The sequence below is a fragment of the Oribacterium sinus genome, from assembly GCF_963537195.1.
GTDB classification, from domain to species: domain Bacteria; phylum Bacillota; class Clostridia; order Lachnospirales; family Lachnospiraceae; genus Oribacterium; species Oribacterium sinus_A.
The window spans coordinates 17,666-31,160 of sequence record NZ_CAUTEG010000021.1; the positions used below are offsets into that span (position 1 = coordinate 17,666).

11 protein-coding genes are annotated in these 13,495 nt (G+C 44.3%); all 11 read right to left on the bottom strand.

The annotated features are described in order from the left end of the window. Positions 1-31: 31 nt before the first annotated feature. Positions 32-1,408: a hypothetical protein gene (locus RYL27_RS04140; RefSeq protein WP_314965446.1), complete on the bottom strand. Its 1,377-nt coding sequence runs from the start codon at positions 1,406-1,408 to the stop codon at positions 32-34. 29 nt (positions 1,409-1,437) lie between these two features. Continuing rightward, positions 1,438-2,745 (bottom strand): D-alanyl-D-alanine carboxypeptidase family protein, encoded by a 1,308-nt coding sequence (locus RYL27_RS04145; protein ID WP_314965448.1) that lies wholly within the window; start codon positions 2,743-2,745, stop codon positions 1,438-1,440. Between the two features lie 102 nt (positions 2,746-2,847). Further along, positions 2,848-3,720: a hypothetical protein gene (locus tag RYL27_RS04150; RefSeq protein WP_314965449.1), complete on the bottom strand. Its 873-nt coding sequence runs from the start codon at positions 3,718-3,720 to the stop codon at positions 2,848-2,850. Positions 3,721-3,864: 144 nt separating this feature from the next. After that, complete coding sequence (locus RYL27_RS04155) at positions 3,865-4,185, bottom strand: hypothetical protein (protein WP_183684131.1); 321 nt, start codon at positions 4,183-4,185, stop codon at positions 3,865-3,867. After that, positions 4,119-4,646, bottom strand: coding sequence for a VanZ family protein (locus RYL27_RS04160; protein WP_314965452.1), 528 nt, complete (start codon positions 4,644-4,646; stop codon positions 4,119-4,121). Before RYL27_RS04160 ends, RYL27_RS04155 begins: the two co-directional genes overlap by 67 nt. 74 nt (positions 4,647-4,720) lie before the next feature. Continuing rightward, positions 4,721-4,870: a hypothetical protein gene (locus RYL27_RS04165; RefSeq protein WP_007156498.1), complete on the bottom strand. Its 150-nt coding sequence runs from the start codon at positions 4,868-4,870 to the stop codon at positions 4,721-4,723. A gap of 3 nt (positions 4,871-4,873) precedes the next feature. Continuing rightward, entirely contained in the window at positions 4,874-5,596 is a 723-nt protein-coding gene (locus tag RYL27_RS04170) for a GNAT family N-acetyltransferase (protein WP_304070368.1), read from the bottom strand. Positions 5,597-5,693: 97 nt separating this feature from the next. Further along, the gene (locus RYL27_RS04175; RefSeq protein WP_183684134.1) at positions 5,694-8,153 is read right to left on the bottom strand and encodes a glycogen/starch/alpha-glucan phosphorylase; all 2,460 of its coding nucleotides are present in this window, start codon (positions 8,151-8,153) and stop codon (positions 5,694-5,696) included. Between the two features lie 159 nt (positions 8,154-8,312). Continuing rightward, complete coding sequence (gene ileS, locus RYL27_RS04180) at positions 8,313-11,561, bottom strand: isoleucine--tRNA ligase (RefSeq protein ID WP_314965455.1); 3,249 nt, start codon at positions 11,559-11,561, stop codon at positions 8,313-8,315. A gap of 71 nt (positions 11,562-11,632) precedes the next feature. Continuing rightward, on the bottom strand, positions 11,633-13,087 hold the full coding sequence (locus RYL27_RS04185; protein ID WP_314965457.1) for a nicotinate phosphoribosyltransferase: 1,455 nt from the start codon (positions 13,085-13,087) through the stop codon (positions 11,633-11,635). Positions 13,088-13,097: 10 nt separating this feature from the next. Beyond that, a partial coding sequence (locus RYL27_RS04190) for an MATE family efflux transporter (RefSeq protein ID WP_314965459.1) occupies positions 13,098-13,495 on the bottom strand: 398 nt, incomplete at its 5' end.

A 13,495-nucleotide genomic window follows, 5' to 3' on the forward strand; every position in this document is an offset into this window, starting at 1 on the left:
AAAAGCAGATTTTTACTGAATTTATCTCATTTTATGGATTCAGGTCTCTTTTTTCTTGCCCCTGATATTCATAAAATTGTCCCTGCCCTTTTAAACAGTATTGTCCGGGAAGGAAGTGGTACTCTCCACATTCTCCCTGATAGCTCATGCTTTCCAGTGTTTGCAAAAGACTCTTCTTCTTTACTTCTGCTCTTAACTTGCTAAGAATCCCCAGCAAATCCTTGTCATATCTGCTTCCCGACTGCGGCTCTTCTCCTGACGAAGCAGAGCTTTCCTGTGCCTCTTCTCCTGACGAATCGGAACTTTCCTCTTCCTTTTCCGCCAGTGGCAACGCCTTGTTCTCTCTTCCGTAGAGATATACCGGATAGGGAAGTTCTAAATCCCCGGGGAAATTCTCCTGATCCCAATCTTTTCCCAAAAGGATGTTATAGGCTTTTTCCTCGGAAAGAAGCGCCTTCTCCTGATCTCCGGGACTTGGAAGGAACAAAAGATCTATTCCGGCTTCCTCCAGCTCCGACAATTTCGCCTGAAAATCCTCTTCTCCCTTATAGCTACGAATTTCTACCGTTCCTCCGTACTCGGGAAAGCTTTCCGAGAGCTGTTCCGCTAAGGTCTTACTCTTCTCATCTCCTTCCTGTAGGAGAATGCCCATTTTCCGGAAGGCCTCATTATAAGCGAAAAATCCCAGGTCTACCGCCTGATCCTCCAGACTTTTTTCCAGAACAAAATGATTATTTCCCGGTTCCAGCTTCTTGCTGCTCTGACTCAGGTAGGGTATTTTTTCCTCCACAGAGAATTTTTCCAAAAATGCCTCCAGCTTTTCACTGCCTTCTCCCAGCAACAGCTCTGCCTTAGCCTCTTTTAATGCTTGCTTTAAGTCTTCTTCTTTTCCTTCTTCATAAATCAAGGTATGTAGATTTACGGATGCGTTATTCTCTCCGGCATTTTCCAGATAAGTCCCCAACTCCTCGCCTTTAGTACTTCCCTTATCTTCTACATAATACACTTCTATTGGAGCTCTTTCCGCTACAGAACTGCTTGTTTTCTCCTCTCCTCTTTGAGCCGGGCTTCCTTTTCTCAAAAAAAGGAAAAGTGCCACAAAGACTACACAAAGGAAAAGAAGAAGCAGAAACAGTCGTCTTCTTTGGCTTGCTTTTTTGGCAGCTTCCTTTTGCTTTCTTCTCTCTCTTCTTTCCTCTCGAAGTCTCTGCCGTTCTCTTTCCAGAGCTTCTTCCTCTTCCCTATCCTCAGCATCCCCGTAATGCTCAAACTCCCTGTGCTGAGCAGTAGCTTTATAACTCTCCTGTTTAGCCTGCTCTTTCGGTTCTATAGCTTCAGGTTTGCTTTGCTGATTCCTCTCATCCATTTCCTTTGCTTCAGTGCCGCCCTGCTGATTCTTCTCATCCATACGTCAAAGTCTCCTTTGCTCTTTTTGCACTACTTCTTCTTTTTCTCTGACTTTCTTTTTTCTACCAGAATCTTAAATTCTTCCTCTGAAATCTGCAACTCTTCCAGATTTTTCTTTCGTCTTTCCTTCCACTTCTTCTTTCTTTTCCGTTCATCATGAAGGTTTTTTGCTCCATACAAGGCGCCTCCTCCAAAGAGGAAAAATCCGAAGCCGGCTAAAATCGTAAAGCCGCTGACGGTAACCGCTGCAACCGCTACCTTTTTCTTAGTTTCCTTATTGTTTAAAATGACCTGAATATTTTGATCTTTCCCAATATATCCGCTCCCTACAACTTTTCCATCCAGTAAAATCTGCACTTTTCCCAGGGCGGAAGCCGGAGCATCTTCTGCAATATCCGTGAAAACGTATTGTAATCCGTCCTGACTTGCTCCCTTAGGAAGAGAAATCTTCACGGTATCCAGAAAATGAATCTTATTCTCCTCCGTGATTTTTCCGGCGGATACCAATTCTTTTCGTAAGGCCTCTAAAGCACCGGGATGTTCCCCTAAAGTTTGATTTTCCGTTTCCGAAAAAGCTAAATCCAGTAAGGCCTTTGTATCCGTGTAGTGAGAAGGATTTTTATCCTTCAAAACTACCGTAACAACCTTTCTTCCCTGATCCTCCGCCAGGCTAATTAAGGTATTTCCCGCAATCTGGGTATAACCGGTTTTTCCCGCTACTACCCTTTTGTCATAGAACTTTGTGTTGGAGAGCATCATTTTATGCTCCATGTAAATCGTGTTTCCCTCCGGAAGACGCTTTAAATTCCCTAAAGTATGACTCAGATTTTTTTCAATTTCCAAAAAATCCTTATTCTGAAACGCAGCCATACCGATTAACGCCATATCCCTTGCAGTGGTATAGTGGTTCTCATCCTGCAAGCCGGAAGGATTCTGAAAATGAGTTCCTGTGCAACCAAGCTCCTTCGCCTTCTCATTCATCATCTCCGCAAAGGCTTCCCGAGATCCTGCCACATGCTCTGCTAAAGCATTTGCCGCCTCATTTGCGGACTTGAGTAACAGGGCATGCAAACAGTCATTTACCGTCAGAACATCCCCCTCTTCAATCTGGGCGTTGGAAGATCCCCGATCCACATTGTATACCGCATCATGGGAAAATGTCACCTTATCCTCTAGGGATGCGTGCTCCAAAACTACAAGCGCCGTCATCACCTTGGTAATACTGGCAGGATATTCTCTCACATCTCCGTTTTTTTCATATAAAACCGCCCCGGTTTCCGCATCCACCACAATGGCGGACTCCGCAGTTAAGTCTGCTGTCGGCCAGCTGGCAGCCATTGCTACCACACTATGAAAAAGAATAAAAAAACAAAAAGAAAGGAGTAAAAAAATCCTCCCCCTGCTCTTTCCTTTTTTTTCCTTCATACTAAGCAAAATACTTTAAGTCCTTTCCCTCATTATCTCAAAGTCTATCCTTGCATCCTTGGTTTTCTCTAAAAAGCTCTTCCAAAGTTTTTCCTGATGGGCGTGGAAGGAAAGTCCTTGAGTGTTCTCTATACAATAGTTTTCCGGCTGAAAATTCGTTCTTTTTTTAAACTGTTCTTCTAAAATTTGGACTCTGCTTTTCCCCCTCCGCTTATGCCAGAGCTTCTCCTCTTGTTCATAAGCCTGATAAAGGTGGGACAGAAAGCGATCTCCTAAAAATATGGCAGCATCCCTTTGATGGCTTTCAACATAGTCCTTTGAAAAGAAAGGACTGCTTCCATAATAGGGCATCCATCCGAAGAAAAGGATATTGTTGCGATATAAAAAGGGATCCTTCTCCTCCTCTTCATAACGCTCTTCCAGGAAATCCCAGCAGTAATCATAAAAATGAGAATAGAAAATATCTTGGAACCTGCTTCTCTCCAATGCTTCATCGGATTGGCTGTAAAGATAAAGTTGTAAATAAAGCTCCAAAATTCTGGATTGTGCCTCTTCCTCCTTCTCCAAAACAATCCCGAAGGAAAGGAAGATCAAAATGGAAAAGAAATCGCCGAAAGGACTCCTTTCCTTAGCAATTCCGGGGAAAAGAAAATTCTGCAGTTCCCTCTGATAGCGTTTTAGTAAAGAACTAATCGGAACGGATGCATCCGTATTTCCCTCCACAGCAGCTACTTCTAAAGACTGTGCTTCTTGATTCTCCCGCTCTTTAAAATAATCCAAAAAAAAGAAAGCCAAGGGACGAAATACTTCTTTATACGGAGAATCTTCCCTCATTTCCAAGGGAATCTCCCGAATCCGTTCTAAAGCGCTATTTCTTCTTTCTCCCATGACTCCTCCATTATAACAAAAATCAGTCTGCTTCCTCTTACAAAAAAGAAAGGAATTTCCTAATTTTTTTCTTTGTCTATATTTAAAAATACGATATATCGGGCCGGACAGCAAAGCCACTATACTGCAGGCCGGACAGCAAAGTCACATTCTTAAGCCTAAGAGTAAAAGAGCCAGCCATAAGAACAAAAGAACGATATCCACGCCCAAAGCCACATAGACCGGACGTCTTTCAATGAATTTTCCCTTTTCCACAGGTAAGGCAAAACGAAGGGAAATCAAAAGAAAATTCACGGAAAATAATGCCAATGCTCCTATCACTAAAGGCCCGTTTCCTTTTTCATAAAAGGAAATCCCAATACAGAAAAAGAAAAGGCAGAGAGAAACAAAGGAACTGATTATGGCTCCCAGGCTTCCCTTTGCCCATTTTTTTCGGATGTAGCTAAAACGCTTTTCTCCTTCCATTTTCTTCTCCTCCTTTCCCTTTGTATGAGTCGAAACAGAACATAGCCCAAGGCAGTTCCCAGAGTATTCAGGATAATGTCATCCACATCACAGCTTCCGGCACGGAAGATAAGCTGAATCGCTTCCACCCCGAAGGATAAAAGATAGCCTGACATCACCGTGTTATACCAATACATCCTACAACGCTTGGAAAAGCTGGGGAGCAGGAAGCCCAAAGGGCAAAAGCCAATGATATTTCCCAGTAAGTTTTCCAAAGCATGGGCAAAACCGATTTGTTTCCAATAAAAAAGAAAGCGGAAAATCTCCTTAAAAGGCTCCATATTATAGGAAAATTCCGCCCGATTCATAAAGCCTCTGCCCTTTAACTCGGAAAAAAACAAAACATAAAAGAGAAAAATCAGGTAAAGGCAGAAAAAGAATACCCCCAACCAACGATTTTTCGTCATTTCTTTTCTATGCATAAACCATACTTAACGTAGTAATCTTCGAAAACAGGAGCTTAGCCCGAATGCTTAGCCCCCTATGTCTTCGAGATTTAGAACGTTAAATCCTCTTTTCTTTTTAGCAAGATGGCTCCATGTACAATGGATAGCACCCCGGTAACAATTCCCAAAGTAATCAATACAACACCTAAGGCAATGGAGGATCCTCCTACATTTCTCATGATTTTATAGATTCTTTCCAAGTCCTAGTCCTCTTTCTTTCTTTTTTTCAGCTGATAATAGGAGCTGGCTTCTTTCACCAAAAATCCCATTTTCTGATAAAGCTTCATGGCCGGGCTGTTTCGGGAATCTACCTGAAGAATCACCCCGGTATAGGGTCCCTTCTCTCCTTCTTCAAAGCAATCCCGAAGAATCGCCTCTCCCTTTCCCTGACCTCTATACCTATTTTCCACCATAAGTCCGTAAAGGTAAAGTGTTTTTTCATTATAGGGAGAAAAATAAACCTCTCCGTAAGGATAAATTCTCTTTTCTCCCGGAAAAGCAATCCCTTCTTCCAGCTTCTTTTCCAAAAAATATTCTGTATACAAATAAGGAAAGGAAAGGGAAAATTCCTCTTCCCTTTCTCCCTTCTTCATAAATCGAAACACACAGTTTCGAAAATCATCCATCAGACTTTCTTTACACTGGGTAAATAAGCCCTGCCCCCTCATCTTGGGATGGACAAAGGCAAGACAAAGGAGCACATCCTTTCCTCCCTGCTGTTCTCCAAGCTTATAGCCCATAAGCAGTGCCAATATTCCCTCGGCAATTCCCGTTTCCTTCTCTCCCTCATTGCGAATGAGATAAAAGAAATCATAATCCAAATCTGTATCGTAGGGATGTTCTTCCTCTAAATTACAAAGAGAGAGGAGTGTCTTACAGTCCCTCTCCTCTTCTAAAGACAGAGTTCGTTGTAATTCGACTTCCATTCCTCTCTCCTGTTCTAATTCGTCAAAGTCATTACTTTCCTTCTTTGAAGTACAAGGCTTCGAAGCCTATTTCATGACTTTCTCCGAGCTAATCCTTTTAGTCTTTAAAAACAATCTTATCCAATCCCCAGATATCCTTAGCGTACTCCTCAATGGTTCTGTCAGAGGAGAACTTTCCGGCATGGGCTGTATTTAAAATAGCCGCTCTTGCCCACCACTCTTCATCCTGGAACTTCTTCACTGCTTCTTCCTGGGCCTTCATATAAGCACGAAGGTCCTTTAAGATAAAGTAACGATCCGCTCTGTCGGATTCATTGGTATTTAACAGGGAATCATACAAAGGTCTGAACAATTCAGGATCCTCAGGACTGTAGAAGCCGTTTACCAGCTGCATCAGGACTCTGCGAATTTCCTGGTCGTTGTTGAAAATGTCCATAGGACGGTACTCGTTGTTATGCTCTAAAGCAATAACCTCGTCACTGCTCATACCGAAGATAAAGGCATTTTCCGCCCCAACTTCCTGTACGATTTCCACGTTCGCTCCATCCATAGTTCCCATGGTTAAAGCACCGTTTACCATAAGCTTCATGTTGGAGGTACCGGAAGCTTCCTTGGAAGCAGTGGAAATCTGCTCGGAGAAGTCCGCTGCAGGGATAATCACCTCTGCACTGGATACTTTATAATCCTCAATGAAAACTACCTTAATCTTATCCTGGATAGAAGGATCATTGTTGATGACCTCTGCCACATTATTGATGAGCTTAATGGTCAGCTTTGCAGTCTTATAACCTGCTGCCGCCTTGGCTCCGAAGATAAAGGTGTGGGGATAGAATTCCATCTCCGGATGATCTTTAATCTGGTTGTAAAGATACATCACGTGAAGGATATTCATCAGCTGTCTCTTATACTCATGCAAACGCTTTACCATTACGTCAAAGATGGAATCCACATTTAACTTAATGCCGTTATGCTTCAGTACATACTTGGCAAGACGCTCCTTATTATGTCTCTTAATGGCCATAAATTCAGCCTGAGCCTGCTTATCATCCGCATAAACTGCCAGCTTTTCCAGCTTGGATAAGTCTGTAAGCCACTGGTCTCCGATATGGGCGGTAATCCACTTTGCCAGCTCCGGATTGGCATGGTAAACCCATCTTCTCTGGGTGATACCGTTTGTTTTGTTGGAGAACTTCTCCGGATACATCTCGTAGAAGTCTCTTAATTCCTGCTTCTTTAAAATCTCCGTATGAAGAGCCGCTACACCGTTTACCGCATGGCCGCCGATAATGGCAAGGTGTGCCATCTTCACCTGTCCGTCATAGATAATTGCCATCTTGGCAATCTTCTCCTCCGCCTGCTCCGGATACTTTGCCCGAACGGTTTCACAGAATCTGCGGTTAATCTCTTCCACAATCTGATAAATTCTGGGAAGAAGCTTGGAGAACAGCTCAATGGGCCACTTTTCCAAAGCCTCAGCCATAATGGTATGGTTGGTGTAAGCGCAGGTTTTTAAGGTAATCTCCCAGGACTCATCCCAAGTCAGATGATAATCATCCATTAATACTCTCATAAGCTCTGCCACGGCAACTGTGGGGTGGGTATCATTTAACTGGAAAGCCACCTTCTCATAAAGCTTCCGAACATCGCCGTTATGTCTCTTGGCATAGTCTGCTACCGCAGTCTGTACAGATGCGGAAATGAAGAAATACTGCTGACGAAGACGAAGCTCCTTACCGGCATAGTGGTTATCGTTGGGATACAATACCTCTACGATATTTCTGGCCATATTGGCTGACTCCACCGCCTTCTGGTAATTTCCCTTATCAAACTCATCCAAACGGAAGGTGTCGGTTGCCTTGGCATCCCATACTCTTAAAGTGTCTACCACATGGTTGTTGTAGCCCACCACCGGAGTATCATAGGGAATTGCCTCTACAGCCTGATAGCCCTTATGTACAAAGTGCAGTCTTCCATCTTCCTCCTGTACAGTCTCTACCCAACCGCCGAAACGAACTTCCTTGGCAAGCTCCGCACGACGAATCTCGAAGGGGTTTCCGTCCTTTAACCAGTCATCCGCCACTTCCTTCTGGTATCCGTCTACAATCTGCTGCTTGAAGAAGCCGTACTTATAACGAATACCGCATCCGCAAGCCCAGTAGCCCAGGGTTGCCAAGCTATCCAGGAAGCAGGCCGCTAAACGACCAAGACCGCCGTTTCCTAAAGCCCAGTCCGGCTCCGCCTCTTCCAGTGCGGAAAGGTTTAAACCAAGCTCGTTAATCACATCTCGAATTTCCTCCTGAGATGTCAGGTTTAAAATATTGTTGCCCAAAGCTCTTCCCATTAAAAACTCCATGGAAAGATAATAGACTCTCTTACAATCCTCTTCCTCAGCCGCCTTGGTAGTACGAATCCAGTCATCAATAATCTGATTCTGTACCGCTGCCGCTACAGCATGAAAAGCTTCCTTCTCGTTTAGCTCTGTTAATTCTCGTCTGAAAAGCTTTCTGGCATTGTTTTCCACTTCTTTTTTAAACAGTGCTTTGTCAAACTTTTGCATCCTTCCTCCTTATACATCCCTTACTAATTCCTTTTAGTAATATATAGTGATTTTTCCCGCCGAAGCGGGAAAATGGTTTCACCGTTTATTTTTTCTTTGCATCTAAGCAAAAATTTCAAAGCTCAGCTTTCCTTTGTCACTAAGCAAAGCTTTTCGCCCTTAGTTTTTCTTTACAGCTAAGCAAAGCTTCTCGCCGTTAATATCCCATTCCTTCTCATAGCCTTCACAGCAGTTGCAAAGAAGCTCTGTAGCAAGAACGGTCTTGCATAACTCCTCTTGGTACTTATTCATTAAGCCCATAAGGAAGTCATTATCCTCGGCATAGAGGGTAATTTGATCCATAACCTCAAAGCCCGCTTCCTTACGCATGGTCTGCACCTTGGAAATGATTTCACGGATATAGCCCTCTTCCTTCAGTTCCTCCGTCAGGTTGGTATCCAGCACTACGGTGTACTTAGCATCTTCCTCCGTAATAAAGCCGTCCTTCTTTGTGGATTCGATTAACAAATCCTCCTTGGCTAAGGCAACTTCCGTGCCATCCTTTGTGGTAAAACGAATAGCTCCCTCTGCCAATGCCGCCATACCCGACTTGCTGTCCAAGTCTTGTAAGAACTGGCGAATCTCATTCAAATGCTTTCCGTACTTCGGTCCCACAGTCTTTAACTGAGGCTTAAAGATGTACGCCGTAAAGTCGGACAAATCCTCCTTAAACTGCAGGGACTTTACATTTAACTCATCGGTAATGATATTCTCCCAGTCCTTGGAAAGAGCCTGTCCTCCGGAAACATACATGGCGGAAAGAGGCTGTCTGTTCTTCACTTGAGCCTTCTCTCTTGCCGCTCTTCCCAGACGTACCAAAGACAATACTTCTTCCATGCTTTCTTCCAGCTTGGGCTCAATCCACTCTTCATCCGCTACCGGATAGGCACAAAGATGAACGGAAGGTTTAGCATTCTTATCTACTGAGCATACCAGGTTCTGATAGATAGACTCGGTAATGAATGGCACCAGCGGAGCAGCCAACTTAACAAAAGTCACTAAAGCTTCATATAAGCAAAGGTAAGCATTAATCTTATCCTGCTCCATACCCTTGGCCCAGAAACGCTCTCTGGAACGACGTACATACCAGTTGGAAAGGTCTTCACAGAACTCCTGCAATGCGGCAGCCGCCTCAGGAATCTTAAACTGAGAAAGATTGGTATCCACGGTAAGAATCAAAGAATTCAGCTTACTGAATACCCATCTGTCCATAGGCGTAAGACTCTTCTTGTCCAGGGTATATTTTGTAGGATCGAAGTTATCAATGTTGGCATAAAGCACAAAGAACGCATAGGTGTTCCACAAAGTAGACAGGAACTTTCTCTGTCCCTCCACTACCGCCTGATCATGGAAACGATTGGGTAACCATGGTGCGGAGTTGGTATAGAAGAACCAACGGATTGCATCCGCTCCGTGCTTTTCCAAGGCCTCCATGGGATCTACGGAATTTCCCTTGGACTTGGACATCTTCTGTCCGTTTTCATCCTGTACATGGCCGAGCACCAAGACATTTTCAAAGGGAGCCTTATGGAACAAAATGGTGGACTCCGCCAATAAGGAATAGAACCATCCTCTGGTCTGGTCTACCGCCTCACAGATAAACTGTGCCGGGAACTGAGCCTCGAAAAGCTCCTTGTTCTCGAAGGGATAATGATGCTGGGCATAGGGCATAGCACCGCTGTCAAACCAACAGTCAATAACCTCCGGGACTCTGGTCATTTCTCCGCCGCACTTCGGACACTTACACTTTAAGTAGTCCACATAGGGCTTATGAAGCTCAATGTGCTCATAGCCTACATAGTCGGAGGAATAGCCTTTATCTCCCTCAGCCTTTAATTTTGCCAAGACCTCCTGATAATTATCGGCTCTTTCCGATAATTCTTTAATGGAACCGATAGCTTCCTGTTCTCCACAGTCCTTACACTCCCAAATATTTAAAGGAGTTCCCCAGTAGCGATCACGGGAAAGGCTCCAGTCCTGTACATTTTCAATCCAGTCTCCGAAACGACCCTTACCGATAGACTCGGGAATCCAGTTTACGGTGTTGTTGTTCGCAACCAGCTCATCCCGAACCGCGGTCATCTTAATAAACCAGCTTTCTCTTGCATAGTAAATCAAGGGCGTTCCGCAACGCCAGCAATGGGGATAGCTATGTTCAAATTTCGGTGCGTCAAAAAGAAGTCCCCGCTTCTCCAGGTCCTTCAATACCTCCGGATCCGCACTGATGGCGCCTTCCGCCACTTCCTTCTCCGTGGGCTTACAACGCATACCGAAGAAAGGGGTCTCCGCGGTAAGCTTTCCTTCGCTATCCACAAACTTTACAAGGGCTAAATCGTTTTCCCTACCGATTCTTCCATCGTCCTCACCGAAGGCGGGGGCGATATGTACAATACCGGTACCGTCATCCGCGCTGACATAATAGTCGGAAACAACAATATGGGCCTTTTTGTGCTGTCTCTCCGCCTCCTTTTCCGCTCCTTCGTAAAGAGGCTCATAGGAAAGTCCCACCAAGTCCTTACCCTTACAGGTTTCCAGGATGGAATAAGCTTCTTCTCCCTCCTTCGCCAAACCGGACAATACCGCATCCAGTCTTGCCACAGCCAGGATATAAAGATTACCGTCTGCAGCCTTTACCTTGGCATATTCCAAATCAGGGTGTACACAAAGTGCCACATTGGAGGGTAGGGTCCAGGGAGTTGTGGTCCAAGCCAGAAAATAACCCTCTTCTCCCTTGATTTTAAAGCGAACAACCGCAGAACGCTCCTTCACTTCCTTGTAACCTTGCGCTACCTCATGGGAGGAAAGGGGAGTTCCGCAACGGGGACAGTAGGGCACAACCTTAAAGCCCTTGTACAAGAGCTTCTTCTTCCAAATTTCCTTTAAGGCCCACCACTCGGACTCAATAAAATCATCATGGTAGGTCACATAAGGATTATCCATATCCGCCCAGAAGCCAACCTTGTAGGAGAAGTCCTCCCACATTCCCTTGTACTTCCAGACATTCTTCTTACATAAATCAATAAAGGGTGCTACCCCGTAGGATTCAATCTGTTCTTTTCCGTTGATACCGATTTCTTTTTCAATTTCCAGCTCTACAGGAAGGCCGTGGGTGTCCCATCCTGCCTTTCTGGGCACCATCTTCCCCTTCATGGCATGAAATCTTGGAATCATATCCTTAAAGGCTCTGGTTTCCACATGACCAATATGCGGTTTTCCGTTGGCCGTAGGAGGACCGTCATAGAAAACATAGGAGGAATCCTCCTTATGCTCCTGGATGGACTTTTCGAAGATTTGTTCTTTTTTCCAGAACTCTTCGACCTCTCTCTCCCTTTCCACGAATTGCATATTGCTATCTACTTTTTTAAACATGTAGTTCTCCTTCTTATTCCTTTAGTCGCCTTATTATAATGATTAGGGAAAAATAAAGCAAGAAATTGTCCCTATTCTCCTCTGCTGTACTGCGTCAGCAATTGCTTCTTCATCTCATACAATTTATCGGATAAATCCACGTGTACGGCATGAGGATTGGTTAAACGTCTGCACTCCTCCCAAAGGCTTTCCTGTTCCTTCTTGCAGTGGGCTTTGATTTCCTCTACAGAAGGGCAATTATACACCAACTTGCCACCTAAGAAAATAGGTACAAGAAGCGGTCTCATCTCATAGCTTCCGCCCTTTAAGGTACTTTTCTTCCATGTATCAATGGGATCAAACAGTACCAAATCCTCTGCCTCGGAAAATCTCTCCTCCTCCAGGGCAATATAATCCGCAAATACCTTTCCGCTGTCTTTTTCAATAATACGATAAATCTGCTTATTTCCGGGATTGGTAATCTTTTCGGAGTTCTCCGACAGTTTTATCTTAGGAACCCATTGTCCCTCATCCGAATATGTAGCCGCAAGCTTATATACTCCACCAAAGCTGGGCTGACTTTCCGAGGTAATCAGATTGGTTCCCACACCCCAGCTGGTAATACAAGCTCCCTGCGCCTTTAAGGAAGCAATCAGGTTCTCGTCCAAATCATTGGAAGCGGAAATTATTGCATCAGGATAGCCCGCCTCATCCAACATTTTCCTGGCCTTCTTGGAAAGGTAAGCCAAGTCTCCGGAATCTAAACGAATACCGAAGCGCTTCAAGGTAATCCCTTCTTCCTTCATGGCATCATAGCAAAGAATGGCATTCTTTACACCGCTCTTTAAGGTATCATAGGTATCTACCAATAAAATACAATTATTGGGATAGAGTCTGGCATAAGTCTTAAATGCCTCTAATTCTGTCGGGAAAGACATAATCCAGGAGTGAGCATGGGTTCCCAACACAGGCATACGGAATTTCTGTCCCGCATAAACGTTGGAAGTACCGATGCATCCTGCAATGACCGCGGCTCTGGCACCGTATATTCCCGCATCCGGTCCCTGAGCCCTTCGTAAACCGAACTCCATTACCCCGTCTCCCTGAGCCGCATGCACCACCCTGTAAGCCTTTGTGGCAATGAGAGACTGGTGATTGACCAGATTTAAAATGGCAGTTTCCACCAACTGAGCCTCAATCACCGGAGCAATTACCTTGATTAAGGGTTCCTTAGGAAAGACTACTGTTCCTTCCGGAATGGCATATATATCTCCGGTAAAGTGAAAACCTCGAAGATATTCAATAAAATCTTCATCAAAGGTTCCCAAACTCCGAAGATAATCAATATCTTCTTCACTAAAATTCAGATTGCGGATATATTCAACCACCTGCTCCAAACCGCAGCAAATGGCAAAGCCGTTTCCACAGGGATTCTTTCGATAAAACATATCGAAAATTACTTTCTCCTTGTGTTTGCCGCTTTTCAAATAGCCCTGCATCATGGTGAGCTCATAAAAGTCTGTCAGTAACGTAAAATTTCTTTCCATCTTCTTTCTCCTAACGATAGTCGACCCTGGGATACTGTTTTCTGATATAGAAATACATAATCCACAGGGAAAAGGCAGTAATCATCCAACTCACGGGATAACTGATGTATAAGGGCCGTAAGCCATGGAAGAATTCCATAGGAAAAAGTACCATGACATAAAACACACGACTCAAACAAATTCCCACCAAGCTGATAAACATCGGTTGAATACTGCAGCCAAAACCCCGTAGCGCTCCCACCAAAGTATCCATCATACCAAAAATCATATACGGATAGACGATAATCTCCAATCTTTCCTTGGCGTATTGCAAAACCTCTCCATCCTTCGTAAAAATCCCTGCCAGGTTTCTTCCAAAGAAGAAAACAATTATGCCGGTCAGAAGGGCAATGCTGAATAGCAGGGTTA